This window comes from Burkholderia sp. MSMB1072, assembly GCF_001524725.1.
Classification (GTDB): domain Bacteria; phylum Pseudomonadota; class Gammaproteobacteria; order Burkholderiales; family Burkholderiaceae; genus Burkholderia.
Genome location: NZ_LOYC01000069.1, coordinates 12424 through 29315, shown reverse-complemented (window position 1 = coordinate 29315; position 16892 = coordinate 12424). Strand labels below are relative to the sequence as shown.

The window sequence follows — 16892 nt, the reverse complement described above, 5'->3', positions numbered from 1 at the left end:
GTGCGTCAACGGCGCGGCTGCGCGGCTTGCGCGCGACCTGCCGTCCGCGCAGCCAGCGCGGCAATCGCATAGGCGACGCAGCCGAGCGCCGCGACAGCCCACAGCGCATCGGTCGGATCCGGCAACAGGATCGTCGCGGCGCCGGCAACGGCCACGCCGAGCAGGCTGCCGGCCTGCCGTGCCGCGTTGAGGAACCCGGATGCCACGCCCGCCGCGTCGGCAGGCACCTGTTCGAGCACCGTCGCGATCATCGGCGCCACCGACAGCGCGGTCCCGGTGCCGAATGCGATCATGGCCGTCCAGACCGCCGGCCACGGCGCACGCAGCGCGAGCGCAAGCGCGATCGCGGGAACGGCCAGTGCCGCCATCGCGAGGCCGTTTGCCATCAGCGTGACCGGACGCACCCGGCCGTGCAGTTTTCCCGACAGCAGATTGCCGAGCGACAGACTCAGCGCGAACGGCAACAGCGTCAGCCCCGTCTGCCGCGCACTCATGCCGAAGCGCCCGTGCAGGTACAGGCTCAGCACGAACAGCAGCCCGAAGTACCCGACATAGACGAGGCTGCCCATCAGATTCATCGCGACGAAGATGCGGTTGCGAAACCACGCGAGCGGCACCATCGGATGGCGGGCACGCCGCTCGACCACGACCAGCACGGCGGAGGCGAGCGCGGCGATCAGCAGCGCGCACCGGACCTCGGTGGCGCCGACGCCGCGCGTCGGCAGTTCGATGACCGCGAAACACAGCGCACCGAGCGCCGTCGCCCCGACGCACTGGCCGGCCCAGTCGAACCGGCGCACGTCCTGCGCGGCCGATGCGCGAACGAGCGCCGCCGCGCCGGCAAAGGCCACCGCGCCGGTCGGCACGTTGATCAGGAATGCGCTGCGCCAACCGAAATCGTCGACCAGGATCCCGCCGAGCACCGGCCCCACGGCAACCGCGACCGACGCGATGCCGGCCCACACCGCGATCGCTCGCGCCCGCTCGGCCGGCACGTCGAAGGTGCTGCGCACGATCGCGAGCGACGCGGGCAAGAAGAGCGCGGCGCCCGTGCCCTGCCCGAAACGCGCGACCACGAGGACCGCCACCGACGACGCGACGCCGCACGCCGCCGACGCGGCGACGAACAGCGCCAGCCCGGCGAGATACACGTGCTTCGCGCCGAACCGGTCGGACAGCGCGCCGCCCGCGAGAATCAGCGCGGCGAAGCTGAGCGTGTACGCATCGACGATCCACGCGAGTTCCGCGACCGTCGCGCCGAGGCTCGTGCGCATCGCCGGCAGCGCCACGTTGACGATCGTCGAATCGAGTACCGCCATGAACATGCCGACCGCGACGAGCGCCAGCGTCCAGCGCTGCTCGCGCGCCGTCGGGCGGCTCGGCGCCGCCGCGGCGACGGGAACGGGGACGGAAACGGAATGGCAATCGGACATGACACCTCCAGGCAGATGCCGGGAGTCTAGGACCGGGCGCATGATGCGGAAAAGTGATAATTTCGCATTTGCCCGATGCAGATTTGCATCATTCGATTCCGCCCACCGCTGGCTGCCCGATCGTCCGTCGAGCGACTCCACCCGGTAGCGGTAGACAAGAATCACGCAGGTGATCCTGCCCCGTGGCAGAACCTGCCGGTCAACGGCACGCCTTGCCTTCCCGCCATCAATGGCGGGTTTCTCGGAGCACATCCTGATGAACTGGGACAACGCCCGCTTCTTCCTCGCGCTGGCGCGCACCGGCACGCTGCGCGGCGCCGCGGCGCAACTGAACGTCGATCAGGCGACCGTCGGGCGCCGGATCGCCGCGCTCGAGGACGAGCTCTCGGCCCGGCTGTTTCTCCGCACCCCGTCCCTCTATGTGCTGACGACCGCGGGCGAAGCCCTGCTCGAACCGGCCGAAACGATGGAGCGGGCGTCGCTGACGATCGAACGCCGCGTGATGGGGCTCGACGAGCAACTGGCCGGGTCCGTGCGCGTCGCCACGACCGACACGCTCGGCAAGCGCTTCGTCGTTCCCGCGATCGCCCGCTTGCGGCGCAGGCATGCCGGCATCGACGTCGTGTGCGTGACGTCGGCGCAAATCACCAACCTCACGCGCCGCGAAGCGGATCTCGCGATTCGCACGTTGCGGCCGGAATCGCCGGATCTGATCGTCAGGCGGCTCGGGCATCTCGAAACGGGCATCTACGCATCGCGCCGCTATCTGGCCGAACGCGGCGAACCGGTCGCGGGCAGCGCGTTCGACGGGCACGATCTGGTGATGTATCAGCAGCCGGTGGTGCCGACGATGTGGGACGCGCTGTGCGGCGAACCGACTTCACGTGGCCGCGTGATGTTCCAGACTTCGTCGACGATGATGCTGGTGGAAGCCGCGCTGGCGGGGCTCGGTATTGCGGAGCTGCCGTGCTTCCGCGCCGACACCGAGCCGGAGCTGGTGCGACTCATGCCGCAGCGGTGCAATCATTTCGACGTGTGGCTCGTCGCCCATGCCGATCTCTACAAGACCGCGCGCGTGCAGGCGGTGATCGAAGCCGTCGTCGACGAATTCGCGACAGCGGCGGCCCCCGCCCGCTAACGGGCCGGTGCGTCAGCGCGGCTGATACTCGCCGTCGCTCGCCGACCAGCGAAACGTCCGGCGCCATTTGCCGCCGCGTTCGCGCAGCTGCAAGTCGTGGAAGCCGTCCGTCGACGTCGACAGCACGCTCAGCGCATTGCTGCCTTCCGTGACGTCGTGATCGCGCGTGCCGTCGCGATGCCAATCGCCGGCGATATCCCGGTAGAACATCATCGGCTGCGCGGTCACTTCCGCTTGCGCCCGCTGCGCCACACACGCACGCCCGACCACAACTGACCGACGCCGACGACGAAAAAGACCAACCCCATCGCGCCGAATGTCAGCAAATCGCCCCAGATCGCGCCGAACGTGTTCATCCGCGCAGTCATCGCCGGCGCGTCCGGCGCATAGCGCACCTCGACCGTCGCGCCGTCCTCGACGCTGACGTCGCCGCCCTGCGGATATTCGACATGTTCGCCCGCGAGCGTCGTGAACGCGATTTCCGGATGATGCGGGCCCGCGTTCAGCTTGACGACGCGCCCCGGCACGACGACCGACGTTCGCAGGAACTCACGCGTCGACTGCGCATACAGGCCGACGCCGATCAGCATGCACGTGCCCACGACGGTAAAGACGATGCCCTTTGCGATCAGCGTCTCGATGTGCCGGGCTGCAGCCCCGCCGGATACGGACATCATCCGTTTCGCGCTACGGACGCGACCGATAGAACGACACGTCGATCCGGGACTGTGTCTTGCAGCGATACATCACGCCGCGCCCCGTTTCGTCGGTCACGCCTTCGTACGGCCCGTTGCAGCCCGTCACCTTGTACTGCGCGAACGGAACGCGCTTGCCGTCCGTCGGACGGACCAGCACCGGAATGCGTCCGGTCGGGCCGTCGCCGATCATGCGGACGAGCACCATGCGCGCCGCATCGATCGGCGCGTCGGAACGCATGTAGATCGTGCGCCCCTGCGCGTCGGTGGTGCCTTCGACTTCGAGTTCCCGGCTGTCCTGGGTCGCGCTGGTGTAAAGCGCGAACGCATAGCGCGTGTTCGGCAGCGCCTGCCTGGTGGCGGGGTCGTGCAGCACGAAATAGCATCCGTTTGCGCCCCGCCCGGCCGACGCCTGCCCGTTGGCCTGCGTGGGATTGCACGTGTACGACGAGCCGTCGCCCGCGGCCGCCGTGTGTGCACGCTGTGGCCCCGTGTTCGCGCATCCGCCCGCCAGCGCGGCGACCAGCGATACGCACGCGCCGCGCAAGCGCGCGGGCCGACCGATTCCGGTTTTCATTGGAAGGTGTACCGTTCCCGATGTTGTCAATGCCGGGCGTGCCGTGCATGACACACCGGCACGCCGCCCTCGGCAACCGGCCACGCCGCGGCCGCGCGCCCCGAACCGCAGCGTCAAACGCCGGCGCGGCATCGAGCCCGCGCCGGCCGCGCGCGTCAGCCCGCGAGCTTCTTCAGCGCGTCGAGCACCGCATCGCCCTTGAACGGCTTCACGATCCAGCCCTTCACGCCGGCGGCCTTGCCGCGCTCCTTCATCGCCGGGCTGCTTTCGGTCGTCAGCATCACGACGTTGACCGCCGTGTTCGCCAGTTCGCCGCGAATCTTCTCGACCATCGTCAGGCCGTCCATGTTCGGCATGTTCACGTCGCTGATCACGAGGCGCACGCCGGGCGTCGCCTTGAGCTTCGCGAGCCCGTCCTTGCCGTCGACGGCCGTCGCGACGTCGAGCCCGTGATTGCGCAGGAAGCCCGCCACTTCGTCGCGCACCGTGCCCGAATCGTCGACCACCAGAATCTTTGCCATGTCGTATTCCCCTTTCGTCGTTGCTGACTTCAACATTCAAAACAGTTCGAGTTCGCCCGATTCGACCATCGGCCCGACGTCCTGCACCGATTCGCGGAAATCCTCCGGCGACCAGCTCAGGCTGAACACGAAACGCTGGTCGAGACGGACCGAGCGCCCCGATGCCGGATCGGTCATCCGGTACTTGAAACAGAGCTGCGGACAGTCGCCGCCGAACGAGATGAACTTCTGCTTGTGATTGACGACGAGCGGCACCTGCACCGGATGGCGCGCCAGCGCCTCGGCGTCGCCGAGATAGCGGTTCTTGAACGCGCCCCACACGAGGTTGGTCAGCTCGCCGAGCACGCTGTTCACGTCGCGGAAATCCGGCGCGCGGCTGCCGTCGCGCGAGCCGCCGAGCATGTCGAGCAGCGGCTGCTCGCTCGTCTGCAGGAGCATGTAGCCGCGGCACCACGCGCTTTCGAGCGCGATCAGGCTGAACACTTCGCCGAAGATGATCTGGTCGCGCACGATGCACGGCGTGTCGTGCTCGATCGTCATGCCCGGGAACAGGCTGTCGAGGCGCGCCTCGGTGATCTCCGAGATGCCGCGCACGAGCGCGTTCGGGTAGTCGCGGCCGAACAGGTATTCGTCGATCGCGCGCTCGAGCGGCGTCATGTCGTCGGCGACGTAGGCCGCGCACGCGACACGCGCGAGCGCATCGGGCAGCCCGTCGCGCGACGCGAGCGATTCGCGGCGCAGGATGATCGGCAACTCGGGCCGCAGCGCGTCGATCTGCGTCGCGATGATCGCGCTCTCGGCCGGCGAGCCGCCGTAATCCTCGGCCAGCAGGATCGCGCCGAGATCGATGTTCGAGCGCAGCACCTTCAGCAGCCGGCTGCGCCGCACGGTCAGGCCGACCAGGTTGTGCTCGTCGCAGAAACGCTTGATCGCGTCGGCATGCACGCGGCTGTCGTCGAGCACGAGCACCTTGCTGACGGGTTGGTCTTCGGTCATCTGATGGATTCCTGATGGTCGGTCAGAACAGTTCGAGCTCGCCGCCAGTTTCCACCGTGGCCGCTTCCGGCACATGGAAATCGACCGGCGCGTTCGCGCACACGCACAGCGTCGCGCCGACCCGCACGTCGTCGAACGTCAGGTCGTACGCGGCCACGTAGTCGGGCGAGAGCGCGTGCATGTAGTCGATGCTCGCGCCGCTCAGCAGGTAAGGCGTCGACATCCCGAGATCGGGAAACGGCACGGTCAGCGCCTGGTTGATCGCGCCGCAACACAGGTTCGCGGCTTCCATGAACGCGTCGGTCAGCGGCCGCGCGTTGCCCGCGCCTGCCGCCGTGCCGACGAAATGGCGGCGCGTCGCATCGTCGTCGCTGAAGCGCAGCGCGAGCAGCAGGCGGAAGTGCAGCGCCGAGATCGTCAGCACGGCCACATGTTCGGGCGCCTTCGATTTCGATCGCGACGTCGCCTGCACGCGATCGGGCGCGTCATGTTCGTGGCCGGTGGCCGGCCGGATGTCGCACGCGCCGCCGGATGCGAGCCGCGTGCGCGCGGCATCGAAAAAGATCCGCTCGAAACCGGCTCTCGCCTGCGCGCCGATCACGCGGCCTCTCCTTCGATCCGCGCGTGCAGTTGCCCGGCCAGCGTCTCGACGGTCGCGAGCGCGGCCGTGATCATCTTGCCGCCGGCCTGGATGTCCTGGAACGTCGCGGCCGTCACGAGATCGTTGCGGTTCAGGCTGTCGCGATAGCTGTTCGACAATTGCTGCGAGCGCGCGGCCAGCCCGCGCACCTCGCTCGCGACGATCGAGAAGCCGCGCCCGGCCGTGCCCGCGCGCGCGGCCTCGATCGACGCGTTCAGCGACACGATCGACACGTGCGCGACGATCGCCGACAGCTCCTGGTTCTTCGTGCGCATGTCCTGGTTCTGCGTGGTCAGCGAGATCATCTGCTCGTGCCAGCGCTCGAACGTGCCGGCTAGCCCGCGCAGGCGCGCGGCTTCGTCGGCTATCTTCATCGCGTGCTGCGCGAGCGCCGCGCGATCGGCCGACAGCGCCTGCAACGCGTCGCGCTGCGCGCCGTGCGCGGACGCCTCGCGCGCCAGCGCCTCCTCGAGCTGCGCCTCGCGCCGCGCCCATGCGTCGGCCGCTTCCGCATGCGCCGACGCCGCTTCCTCGGCGCGTGCGCGGGCGGCGTCGAGCGCGTCGCGCAACGCATCGGCCTCGCGCGCCAGCGCCGCGACGTGCCGCCTGCGCATCACGCGAAACGCGATCGCCGCCGCCACGGCGACGACCGCGCCGCCCGCCAGCGCGGCGGCCATCTGAATCATCCACGCCTGCACGATCACGCCGTCACTCCGCTGCGCCGATATCCGCGCTGCGCGCCCGCTGGGCGGGCCCCGCACCATGCGCGGCACCGTCCGCCGCGAAGCGCGCCGGCAGCGACACGATCGTCTCGAACGCGCGATACGGCGCGCCGACGCGATCGTCGGTGAAGCGCAGCGCGATATCGCCGCCCTCGCGCTTCAGGAAATTGCGCACCGCGTCCATGCCGACGCCGCGTCCGGATACTTCGGTCACCGTCTGCGCCGTCGAAAAACCCGGCCGGAAGATCAGCTCCGCGACCTCCTCGTCGGACAGTGCCGCCGCGTCGTCGGCATCGATCCAGCCGCGCTCGCGCGCGATGCCGCGAATCCGGTCGAGCGCGAGGCCGCGGCCGTCGTCGGCGAGCACGAACCACAGCTCGCCGCCGCCCACGCCGACCGCGATGTCGATCGTGCCGGACGCCGCCTTGCCGGCCGCGCGCCGCACGTCGGACGATTCGATCCCGTGGTCGATCGAATTGCGCAGCAGGTGCATGAATACGTTCTTCAGCGTCGCGACGATCTCGCTGCGCACGCGCTGGCCGTGGCTGTCGATATGCACGACGGGCGCCGGCTTGCCGAGCTCGGCCGCGAGCGACGGCAGCGACTCGATCACGCTGCCGAGCGCCTCGCCGATACCCTGGGTGCCGAGCTGGCTCAACATGCGCCGCACGGCATCGCGCGCCGCGTGCCAGTCGGACGCATTCGCCGGATCGGCGCCGTCGAGCACGCGCAGGCTTTCGCTGATGCGCGCGCGCTCGACCATCAGGAAATCGGCGCCGCTTTGCGCCGGCTCGCTGCTGCGGCCGAGCGTGACCGCGTTGATCGTCGCGTAGTGATCGACGGCTTCGCGCACGCGCGCCAGGTCGTCCATCAGCGCGTCGCGGTTCCACTCGGGGCCGCTGTCCGCGCGCCGCAGCGATTCGTACGCCTGCTCCGCTTCATGGACGATGTTCGTCAGATGCTGGAGGCTGTAGGTGCGCGCATTGCCCTTGATCGTGTGCATGTTGCGGAACAGCGCCGCGACGATCGAATGATCGGCGCGCTCGTGCTGGCGGATCATCCGCTCGTTCTCGCTGAGGAAGCCCTTCGCGCTGTGCACGAAGTCGTGGAACTTGTCCTGGCTGATCGACAGGATCTCGCCGATCATCTCGAGGCGCCGCTGCTGCTCGCCGGCCTGCGCGGTCAGCTCGCGGATCTCGGTCACGTCGCGCACGCACAACATCAGGCGCACCACCGTGTCGGTCTCGTCGGTGATCGCCGACCAGCTCAGATCGAGCCATTTCTCGCGGCCGTCCGGCATCCGCTTCGCGACTTCGTTGACGAGCAGGTGCTCGTTGAACGCGAAGTTCATGCTGTCTTCGCCCAGGCACGCGTGCACGGCCGCATCGACCTGCGAACGCGCGTCGGCGCCGATCGCCGAATCGTCGAACACGAGCGCCATCAGGTCGCGGCCGGCGATGTCGTTCGTCTCGAAGATGGTTTCGAGGTACGCCGAATACTCCGCATGCACGACGCCGCCTTCGACGACGGTCAGGATGCCCTGCTGCATGTTCTGCAGCATCGCCTGGATGTCGGCCGTCTTCTGCTTCAGTTGCGCGGCGTTCTCCTGGATCTTCTCGATCATCCCGTTGAACGCGACGATCGAATGGCCGATTTCGTCCATCCGACCCACCGGCACGCGGCGCGTGAAATCCTGGCTCCTCGCGATCTCGCTCATCGCCGTCTGCATCCCGATCAACGGGCGCGTGATCTGGCGATACAGCACGAGTCCGAGCGCGGTCAGCAACACGATCACCGTGCCGGCGACGGCCGCGATCGCGGTCGCCGTGGTCGCGAGCATCCCGTTCAGCGCGCCGATCGCGTCGTCCTTCTGGCGGTTCTTCTCGACGCGCAGCGTGTCGACGATGCTTTCGAGTTCGTCGCGATACTGCGCGACGTTCGCGAACAGGTAGGCCTGCGCCATCTCGGCCTTGCCGTCCGCCTTCATCTTCACGGTGTCGTCGATCGCCGCGAAATAGTTGGCGGCACTGTCCTTCGCCTGCGCGACGAGCCCTTCCTGCGCGCGGCCGACCGCCGATTTCGCCTGCGCGTCGAGCGCGGCGCGCAGTGCGGCCTGCTTCGCCTTCAGCTCGTCGCGGGCCTGCGCGGCGGTGTTCGCGTCGGGCGCGTAGACGAGCGTCATCGTCGCGATCTGGATGTTCTTCACGTCGGCGACGAGATCCGCCGACGCGAGCGCGCTCGGCACGATTCCCTGGGTGACCTGACGCACCTCGGATGCGCTCTTGCGCGTCTGGTACACGGCATAGATGCCGATCGCGGACAGCGCGAAGAACGTCAGGACGACTAGTAGCGTAATGCGATGACGGATGGTCATGAGTACAGCTCCCCGCAGCGATCCGGCTTCGATCGCCCTCTGGTCTAATGAAAGAATGTGAGCGCCGAATTATCGGGGATGGTGTATGACTGTCCGATGACCGACAATCAATCGTTCATTGAGGAAATTGAAATGAATAATTGTGCGGGGAAAAGCCTAAAGTTTTTCGCGGATTTGCCGTTAACTGGCGGCCGCCATATGCAGCACGGCCACGGCGCCCGATGCATCGCCGCAATAGCGGATATTCATCGTTTTATTCATGCTCCGCGAAATCCGTTTTATTGAATGCCGGTAAAACGTTTGCGCATTATCGGCGAGCCGGTTTATTTCGGCCTCTTTTTATAATCGATGCTGCGTTCGCCTGGCAGGCTCGTTAATGTCGCCCGTGCACGATCCGCCGCTCGGCCTTCGCTCGGTTCGGCGAGCCAGTCTTCGAATTGCAGCCGCGGAACCCGCCCGAATTCGCGGACATTGTGCGTGACGAGCACGAGACGCCGGGCGCGCGCCTGCCCGGCGATCAACGCGTCGTAAGGGCCGATCGCCGTACCGGCCGCGATCAGATGCGCACGAATTTCGCCCGCATGCTGCGCATCCTCGGTGTCGAACGGGACGACCTCGAACTGAAGCGCGTCGACACGTGCGACGTTCGCTGCCGCTCGCCGACTCTTGTACGCGCCGTAATAAAGCTCATGCGCGACGATTGCCGGGATCCCGAAATCGGCCGGCCGCCAGGCATGCAGACGGGCCAGCATTGCCGGCTCGCCCTCGAGAATGGCGATCACCGCGGTGGTGTCCAGCAGGAACTTCATTCGAACACATCCAGGCCCGAGCGCTCCTGAGCGGACGGCTGCGTGGTCGCCGCAGCCTCGAAGTCGGCGTCGACGGGGCCGATCAGCGGCGTCAGCCATGCCCAGTCTTGCGGCACCGGTTCAAGAATGACGGACGCCCCATGGCGGCGGATGCGCACCTCGGCCGTATCGAAGCGGAAATCCTTCGGCAGCCGGACGGCCTGCGAGCCGCGATGCTTGAAGATCTTTGCCGTGTCCATCTTCGCGCCCTCACGTATCTACAAAATGTATCTATTTTGTCAACGCACGTGAGAATGACGAGTCGTCCGATCGGCCTGCCGTCGAAAGGTTGCCGGGCCGTTGGCCCATGCCTGGCGGCATGGCGTCGCGATCCGTTCCCGCAACGCACCGCGGCCCCGATTCGTTCCCCCGCGGAAACAATCAATCCCGCCCCGGCGATTCCCGTCCCGATCCGCCCGCTCTAGACTGTCGCATCGTTCCCTTTCGGACTCACGCAATGACCGACGTTCTGCCGCTGACCACCGATCCCGAATCCGGGCTGCAGTACCGGCTGCGCCCGGCCACCGGCCACCCCGCCGCCCGCCTGTTGCTGCTGCACGGCGTCGGCGGCAACGAAACCAACCTGCTGAACGTGGCCGGCACAATCGATCCGCGCATCGAAATCGCGTTCGTGCGCGGCCCGCTCACGTTCGGGCCGAATCAGCATGCATGGTTTCCGGTGCGTTTCGGCCCGAACGGCCCTGAAATCGATGCGGCGCGTGCCGACGAGAGCCGCGTGCAACTGATCGCGCTGCTGCACGCGCTCCGCGCGCGGGATGGCGCAGCCCCCGCGCCGGCGACCGTGATCGCCGGCTTCAGCCAGGGCGGCATCATGAGCGCGAGCGTCGGCCTCACGTCGCCGGGCGACGTGAGCGCGTTCGCCGTGCTGTGCGGCCGCATCCTGCCGGAAATCGATCCGCTGATCGCGCCGCGCGATGCGCTTCGCCCGCTGCACGCGTTGATCGTGCATGGCCGCTTCGACGACAAGCTGCCCGTCGCGTGGGCGGACAAGGCCGATGCGAAACTGGCGGCACTCGGCATCGCGCACGACACGCGGCTGTATGCGGCCGGACACGAGCTGACCGCGGAGATGGCCGGCGATTTCGGCCGATGGGTCGGCGAGCGCGCCGGCTTGAACCGGACTTGAACCGGACGCACCGCAGGCGCCGGCCCGCAAACGGACCGGCGCCTGCGGTGCATGGCATTACGCGTTCCGGGCAGGCTCGGCAACGGCACGCGCCGATGCGGGCATCGCCGCCTGCTCGCGCACGGCTCCGCGCTTCGCCAGCTTCCAGCCGATCGCCAGCGCGAGCACGACGACCGGAATCATCGCGACGGTCCACGTGCCGCCCGGATAATCGAACGCCATCAGCACCAGCACGCTGACCAGGAACCCGAGCGTGAGCCATGAAGTGAAAGGCGCGCCGGGCATCCGGAACGACACCGGGCTCAGTTCGCCGCGATCGACCGCGCGACGGAACAGGATCTGGCACATCACGATAAAGCCCCAGGTCGTGATGATCCCGAGCGATGCCATGTTCAGCACGATCTCGAACGCCTGCGCCGGCACGATGTAGTTCAGCGGCACGCCGATCGCATTGACCGCGACCGTGACGAGGATTCCGCCATAGGGCACGCCGCGCGCGTTCATCCGCGACACGAAGCGCGGCGCGGAGCCGCCCATCGCGAGCGAGCGCAGCACGCGCCCGGTCGAATAGAGGCCGGAATTCAGGCTCGACAGCGCGGCGGTCAGCACCACGACGTTCATCACCGTGCCGACGTACGGCACACCGAGCTTGCTGAAGAACGTCACGAACGGGCTTTCGTGCGCGCTGTACGCGGTCCACGGCAGCAGCATCGTCAGCAGCACGACCGAGCCGACGTAGAACAGCCCGATACGCCACATCACGCTATTGATCGCCTTCGGCAACACCTTGCGCGCATCGGCGGTCTCGCCCGCCGCGACGCCGACGAGCTCGATGCTCGCGTATGCGAACACCACGCCCTGCACGATCAGCACGGCCGGCAGGATGCCGTGCGGGAAGATCCCGCCGTGATCCGCAACGAGATGCAGCCCCGGCATCTGGCCGGCGACCGGATGCCCGCTCGCGAGAAACACGGCGCCGACCGCGAGGAACAGCGCGAGCGTCCCCACCTTGACGATCGAGAACCAGAACTCCATCTCGCCGAACACCTTCACGCCGATCATGTTCATCACCGACACGATCCCGAGCGCGCCGAGCGCGAACACCCATTGCGGCACGTCGGTGAACACGGCCCAGTACTTCATGTAGATCGCGACCGCGGTGATGTCGACGATGCCGGTCGTCGCCCAGTTCAGGTAGTACATCCAGCCCGCGACGAACGACGCGCGTTCGCCCATGAACTCCCGTGCGTACGACACGAAGCTGCCGCTGGTCGGCCGGTGCATCACGAGCTCGCCGAGCGCGCGCATGATCAGGAACGCGAACGCGCCGCACACGAGATACACGAGCGCCAGCGCGGGCCCCGCACTCTGCAGGCGGCCGCCCGCGCCGAGGAACAGGCCGGTGCCGATCGCGCCGCCCATCGCGATCATCTGCACGTGGCGCGGCTTCAACTTCTGTTCGTAGCCGGCTTCGTGCGACGCGAACATCGCATCGCGGTCGGCATGACGGGGATCCGCGCCGCCGGCCGTGTCGGCCGGGCGCTCGCTGGCGTGCTTCATGGTGTGTCTCCGTTTCTTGATGTATCGCGCCCGTCGACGGGCGCTGCGGGGAACGGCCACGCGCGGGCCGCCGGCGGCATGGGCCGGCGCCGCGCGGGCGGAATCAGTAGGCGCGCGGCCGGATCAGCGCTTCGGGCTGCAGCGCCTCGTCCAGTTGCGCGTCGGTCATCAACCCGTGAGCCAGCACGACTTCGCGGATCGACTTGCCGCTCTCGTGCGCTTCGGCGGCCACGGCGGTCGCGCGCTTGTAGCCGATGTACGGATTCAGCGCGGTGGCGAGCGCGACCGAGCGCTCCATCGTCTCGCGCAGCCGCTCGGGATTCGCGGTGATGCCGCTCACGCACCGCTGCGCGAGCGTCGTGCAGGCGGCCGTCAGGTGGCTGAAGCTGCGGAACAGCGCGCTGGCGATCACCGGTTCGAACGCGTTGAGCTGAAGCTGGCCGGCCTCGGCCGCGAAGGTGATGGTCACGTCGTTGCCGAACACCTCGAACGCGACCTGGTTGACGACTTCCGGGATCACCGGATTCACCTTGCCGGGCATGATCGACGAGCCGGCCTGCACCGGCGGCAGGTTGATCTCGCCGAAGCCCGCGCGCGGGCCGCTCGACAGCAGCCGCAGGTCGTTACAGATCTTCGACAGCTTGACGGCGATCCGCTTGAGCACGCCCGACACCTGGACGAACGCGCCGCAATCCTGCGTCGCCTCGATCAGGTTCGGCGCGGTGCTCAGGTCGAGCCCGGTGATCCGGCGCAGCGCGGCCAGCGCCTTCTCCGCGTACTGCGGGTGCGCGGTGATGCCCGTGCCGATCGCGGTCGCGCCGAGGTTGATCTCGCGAATCAGCCAGCCGGCCTCCTGCAGCCGCGCGATGTCTTCCGTCAGCATGACCGCGTAGGTCGAGAATTCCTGGCCGAGCGTCATCGGCACCGCGTCCTGCAGTTGAGTGCGGCCGAGCTTCAGCAAACCGGCGAACGCGTCGGCCCGCTCGGCGAACGCATCGCGCAGCCGCGCCATCGCTTCGAGCAGATGTTCGACCGCGAAGCACGTCGCGATCCGGATCGCGGTCGGATAGACGTCGTTGGTGCTCTGCGCGAGATTGACGTGCTCGTTCGGGTGCAGATATTCGTACTGTCCGCGCGCGTGCCCCATGATTTCGAGCGCGCGGTTGCAGATCACCTCGTTCGCGTTCATGTTGGTCGACGTGCCGGCGCCGCCCTGGATGACGTCGACGACGAACTGGTCGTGCAGCCGCCCTTCGCGGATCTCGACGCACGCGGCGGCGATCGCATCGCGGTACGGCCGCGGCAGCAGGCCCAGTTCGCAGTTGGCGTCGGCCGCCGCTTCCTTCACGGCCGCGAGCGCCATCACGAGGTACGGCAGCGACGCAATGGTGCGGCCCGAAATGTCGAAATTCTCTTTCGCGCGCAGCGTGTGGACGCCGTAATAGGCGGCATCCGGAATACTTCGTTTGCCTAAAAGATCCGCTTCGACGCGGAAGCCGTTTTCGGTCATCGTGCCCTCCAGGATGTCTCGTGCCGCTCGTCGTTCGCCGCTTGCCGACGCGACGGGTTCGCATTCTATGCCTTTGCAAAAACAAGCTCCCTTCTGTATTATCGAAAGCAGTTTTGCGTGTGGCGCAACAGCGAGAATCGAATGAAGAAAGGCGCGAGAGAAACCGGCATCGATCACCTCGGCGCGATGCGCGCGTTCGTGCGCGTGGTCGAAACGGGGAGTTTTTCGGCGGTCGCGAAGGAGATGCACGTGTCGACGTCGACGGTCGCGCGCAAGGTGACGGCGATCGAGGAGGCGCTCGGGGTCGCGCTGCTGCACCGCTCGACGCACAGCGTGACGCTCACCGAAGCCGGCCATATCTATCTGGAGCGCGCGGTCACGCTGATCGCCGATCTCGACGACACGCTGCGCGTCGTCGCCGAGCTGAATGCGCAGCCGAGCGGCCCGCTGAAGCTCACCGCGCCGGTCGCGTTCGGCCGCCGTCACCTCGCGCCGCTGATCGCGCCGTTTCTGGCGCGCTATCCGACGATCCAGCTCGACGTGCGGCTCACCGACAACCACAACGACCTCGTGGCCGGCGGCTTCGACCTCGACATCCACGAAGGCGAGAACTACCTGGACAACCTGGTCGTCCACCGGCTGTCGCGCAACGACAGCATCCTGTGCGCGACGCCCGGCTACCTCGACCGCTGCGGGCGCCCGGCGACGCCGGACGACCTGAAGCACCACAACTGTCTGCGCTACGTGCATCCGGAAGGCGATCCGCGCTGGGCTTTCGTGAACGGCGACACCCAGCACAGCGTGCTGCCGGCCGGCAATCTCGTCACCGACCATTCGGAGCTGCTGCTGGAAGCGACCTGCGCGGGGCTCGGCATCGCGGAATTCGAGATCTGGCTGGTGCGCGACCTGCTCGCGAGCGGCCAGCTCGAAGCCGTGCTGCCGCGCTACCGGCTGCAGAACCGGCTGACCGGCGAATTCATCTACATCGCGTATCTGGCGAACCGGCGCAGCTCGGCGAAGCTGCGCGTGCTGAAGGATTTTCTCGTGGAACACCTCGCGCAGATCGGCGAGCTGTCGGATCGGGAACTGGCGAAGCTTCGCCACGCACGCGCGTAGCGCGCGCCGATGCACGGCCCGGATCGCGGGCTGGCGGCATCGGCGCGGCGGCCGCGTTCAGGCCGCCTGCAATTCGAACGGGAACGTCACGTGCCCGAACTCGACGCCCTGCGTGTTGAGCATCCGCGGCCGGTGGAAGCCAGCCAGTTGCGCGCGCTGCTCGGCCGTGCCGATCTGCAACCGCTCGAGGATTTCGCTCACGACCATATAGAGCACGTCGAGATTGCCGTCCTCGATCTTCACCGAGATGCCGAGCGCGCCGTCCGCGCCGAGTTGCCGCGTGCGTTCCGACGCGCGCACGCCGATCCCGTAGCACGCATCCGCGCCGAGCTTGCCGACCACCTGCCCGCCGAACGCGTTCATCAGCACCGTGCAATAGCGCCCGTCGCCTGCGACCAGTTCCGGATAGGCGGTCATCGCACGGTGAATGCGCGCCAGTGCGCGCACGCGATCGGTGAGCACGCCGCCCGCTTCCGCCGCGTCCGCGCCGTCGGCCAGCGACGCGTACAGGCGCGCCAGCCGATCCAGCGAGAACGCCGGCGTCGGCAGGTTGCAGCCGTCGATGCCCCAGTCGACTTCGTCGTCGCGCAGGCCGCACGCGTCGGCCACCGCGTGCTTCACGCGCACCTGCATCGGATGGGCGGGCAGATGGTAATCGGCGATCGCGGCGCCGATCGCGCGCGCGCCCGCCAGCATCCCGACATGCTTGCCCGAACAGTTGCTGCATACGCTAGTCGGCGTGTAGTCGCGCTTGATCCATGACCGGTACACCGCGTCGGACAACGGCGGATGGCCGCCGCAGCGCAAATCCGATTCGTGCGCGTCGACCTTCTCGAGCATCGCGCGCGTGCGTTCGATGTGACGGTCCTCGCTGCTGTGCGACGCGCACATCAACGCGATGTCCGCGTCGTCGAAGCCGAAACGTTCCGGCGCGCCCGTCTCGATCACCGACAGCGCCTGGGCCGGCTTGGCGGCCGACCGCGCGAGCGTCATCCGGAACGGATCGCCGAACCGGGCCAGCAGCCGGCCGCGGGCGTCGACTACCGCCACATGGGCGACGTGCGTGTTCTCGATCGCATTGCCGCGGTACGTGACGACCGCTGCGCGTGGGGTGTCCATCCTCTTCTGTCTCCTTGCTCGGGGGCCTGATGCCGGGGTCCGTCCAACCGGTACGGCAGTGTAGCGAGTCGTCGTCGCCGCGCGTCGGTCCCGTCATGGAAAGCGGTGTTGCGCACGATGCAAAGCCGGTCGAGCGGCAGCGGCAACGCGTCGATTGGCTGCCCATCGGGATGGCGCCACACGTCGCGGTCGATCCGGCATTCGGCGCACGGCAGGTCGGACGGTGCCCGGTCCTGCCCGGCCGGGCGGCGCACGATCGCGCCGCGGTCGAAACGGTATTCGGTTTCGTCGTGCGCGATCCCGGCGTCGTCGGTCCTGCAATCGCGCGACGTCGCGTGCGACGCGATCGACACGGACCCGGCGAGCCCATGGATCGCGGCGGCGCAGAAAACGAGTTCGTCCATGGCGAAGCGGCGAACCGGCGGATGCCGGGCTTCGCGCCGCGCATGCTGCATGGAGCGGCCCGCGCGGCGAGTATCGACCGCGCGCAGCGGCC

General features: G+C 67.9%; 18 protein-coding genes and 1 pseudogene. 4 read left to right on the top strand and 15 right to left on the bottom strand.

What is annotated here, in order from left to right; genetic code table 11:
- Positions 1-5: 5 nt before the first annotated feature.
- Entirely contained in the window at positions 6-1433 is a 1428-nt protein-coding gene (locus WS89_RS29730) for an MFS transporter (RefSeq protein ID WP_059795657.1), read from the bottom strand.
- 256 nt (positions 1434-1689) lie between these two features.
- Here WS89_RS29730 and WS89_RS29725 point away from each other — a divergent pair, with 256 nt between their 5' ends.
- The gene (locus WS89_RS29725; protein ID WP_059500882.1) at positions 1690-2571 is read left to right on the top strand and encodes a LysR family transcriptional regulator; all 882 of its coding nucleotides are present in this window, start codon (positions 1690-1692) and stop codon (positions 2569-2571) included.
- A 12-nt stretch (positions 2572-2583) separates the two neighbouring features.
- Here WS89_RS29725 and WS89_RS29720 read toward each other — a convergent pair whose 3' ends face one another.
- The 8 genes from WS89_RS29720 to WS89_RS29685 form a co-directional block, all read right to left on the bottom strand.
- Positions 2584-2799, bottom strand: coding sequence for a hypothetical protein (locus WS89_RS29720; RefSeq protein ID WP_257128263.1), 216 nt, complete (start codon positions 2797-2799; stop codon positions 2584-2586).
- Positions 2796-3248 carry a DUF3592 domain-containing protein gene (locus WS89_RS29715; RefSeq protein ID WP_059795654.1) on the bottom strand — a complete coding sequence of 151 codons (453 nt, stop codon included), beginning with the start codon at positions 3246-3248 and terminating at the stop codon, positions 2796-2798. Before WS89_RS29715 ends, WS89_RS29720 begins: the two co-directional genes overlap by 4 nt.
- 10 nt (positions 3249-3258) lie before the next feature.
- Positions 3259-3843 (bottom strand): hypothetical protein, encoded by a 585-nt coding sequence (locus WS89_RS29710; RefSeq protein WP_059795652.1) that lies wholly within the window; start codon positions 3841-3843, stop codon positions 3259-3261.
- A gap of 155 nt (positions 3844-3998) precedes the next feature.
- Positions 3999-4364, bottom strand: a complete 366-nt coding sequence (locus WS89_RS29705) for a response regulator (RefSeq protein ID WP_006486240.1) — start codon at positions 4362-4364, stop codon at positions 3999-4001.
- A 36-nt stretch (positions 4365-4400) separates the two neighbouring features.
- A complete protein-coding gene (locus WS89_RS29700) occupies positions 4401-5360 on the bottom strand; it encodes a chemotaxis protein CheX (RefSeq protein WP_059795650.1) in 960 nt (319 codons plus the stop codon).
- 22 nt (positions 5361-5382) lie between these two features.
- Positions 5383-5961 (bottom strand): hypothetical protein, encoded by a 579-nt coding sequence (locus WS89_RS29695; RefSeq protein WP_059795648.1) that lies wholly within the window; start codon positions 5959-5961, stop codon positions 5383-5385.
- Positions 5958-6686 carry a methyl-accepting chemotaxis protein gene (locus tag WS89_RS29690; protein WP_059795686.1) on the bottom strand — a complete coding sequence of 243 codons (729 nt, stop codon included), beginning with the start codon at positions 6684-6686 and terminating at the stop codon, positions 5958-5960. Before WS89_RS29690 ends, WS89_RS29695 begins: the two co-directional genes overlap by 4 nt.
- Before the next feature lie 22 nt (positions 6687-6708).
- Complete coding sequence (locus WS89_RS29685) at positions 6709-9096, bottom strand: MCP four helix bundle domain-containing protein (RefSeq protein WP_059795646.1); 2388 nt, start codon at positions 9094-9096, stop codon at positions 6709-6711.
- 96 nt (positions 9097-9192) lie between these two features.
- On the opposite strand from WS89_RS29685, the gene WS89_RS33385 reads away from it, so the two are divergent.
- Positions 9193-9381: a hypothetical protein gene (locus WS89_RS33385; RefSeq protein ID WP_257128261.1), complete on the top strand. Its 189-nt coding sequence runs from the start codon at positions 9193-9195 to the stop codon at positions 9379-9381.
- Between the two features lie 125 nt (positions 9382-9506).
- On the opposite strand, the pseudogene WS89_RS29680 reads toward WS89_RS33385, so the two are convergent.
- Together WS89_RS29680 and WS89_RS29675 are read right to left on the bottom strand one after the other, a co-directional pair.
- A pseudogene (locus tag WS89_RS29680) lies at positions 9507-9905 on the bottom strand (type II toxin-antitoxin system VapC family toxin); the annotation flags it as partial.
- Complete coding sequence (locus tag WS89_RS29675) at positions 9902-10144, bottom strand: antitoxin (RefSeq protein ID WP_059795644.1); 243 nt, start codon at positions 10142-10144, stop codon at positions 9902-9904. The pseudogene WS89_RS29680 and the gene WS89_RS29675, both read right to left, overlap by 4 nt.
- Positions 10145-10401: 257 nt before the next feature.
- Between WS89_RS29675 and WS89_RS29670 the strand changes: the two genes are divergently transcribed.
- Positions 10402-11091: an alpha/beta hydrolase gene (locus WS89_RS29670; RefSeq protein ID WP_059795642.1), complete on the top strand. Its 690-nt coding sequence runs from the start codon at positions 10402-10404 to the stop codon at positions 11089-11091.
- Between the two features lie 57 nt (positions 11092-11148).
- Here WS89_RS29670 and WS89_RS29665 read toward each other — a convergent pair whose 3' ends face one another.
- Entirely contained in the window at positions 11149-12651 is a 1503-nt protein-coding gene (locus tag WS89_RS29665) for an amino acid permease (protein ID WP_059795640.1), read from the bottom strand.
- Positions 12652-12754: 103 nt separating this feature from the next.
- The gene (gene aspA / locus WS89_RS29660; protein ID WP_059500795.1) at positions 12755-14161 is read right to left on the bottom strand and encodes an aspartate ammonia-lyase; all 1407 of its coding nucleotides are present in this window, start codon (positions 14159-14161) and stop codon (positions 12755-12757) included.
- 141 nt (positions 14162-14302) lie between these two features.
- Here aspA and WS89_RS29655 point away from each other — a divergent pair, with 141 nt between their 5' ends.
- On the top strand, positions 14303-15277 hold the full coding sequence (locus tag WS89_RS29655; RefSeq protein ID WP_059500796.1) for a LysR family transcriptional regulator: 975 nt from the start codon (positions 14303-14305) through the stop codon (positions 15275-15277).
- A gap of 57 nt (positions 15278-15334) precedes the next feature.
- Here WS89_RS29655 and WS89_RS29650 read toward each other — a convergent pair whose 3' ends face one another.
- Positions 15335-16396, bottom strand: a complete 1062-nt coding sequence (locus WS89_RS29650) for an asparaginase (RefSeq protein ID WP_059795638.1) — start codon at positions 16394-16396, stop codon at positions 15335-15337.
- Positions 16318-16800, bottom strand: a complete 483-nt coding sequence (locus tag WS89_RS34795; RefSeq protein ID WP_257128259.1) for a hypothetical protein — start codon at positions 16798-16800, stop codon at positions 16318-16320. Before WS89_RS34795 ends, WS89_RS29650 begins: the two co-directional genes overlap by 79 nt.
- Positions 16801-16892: the final 92 nt, after the last annotated feature.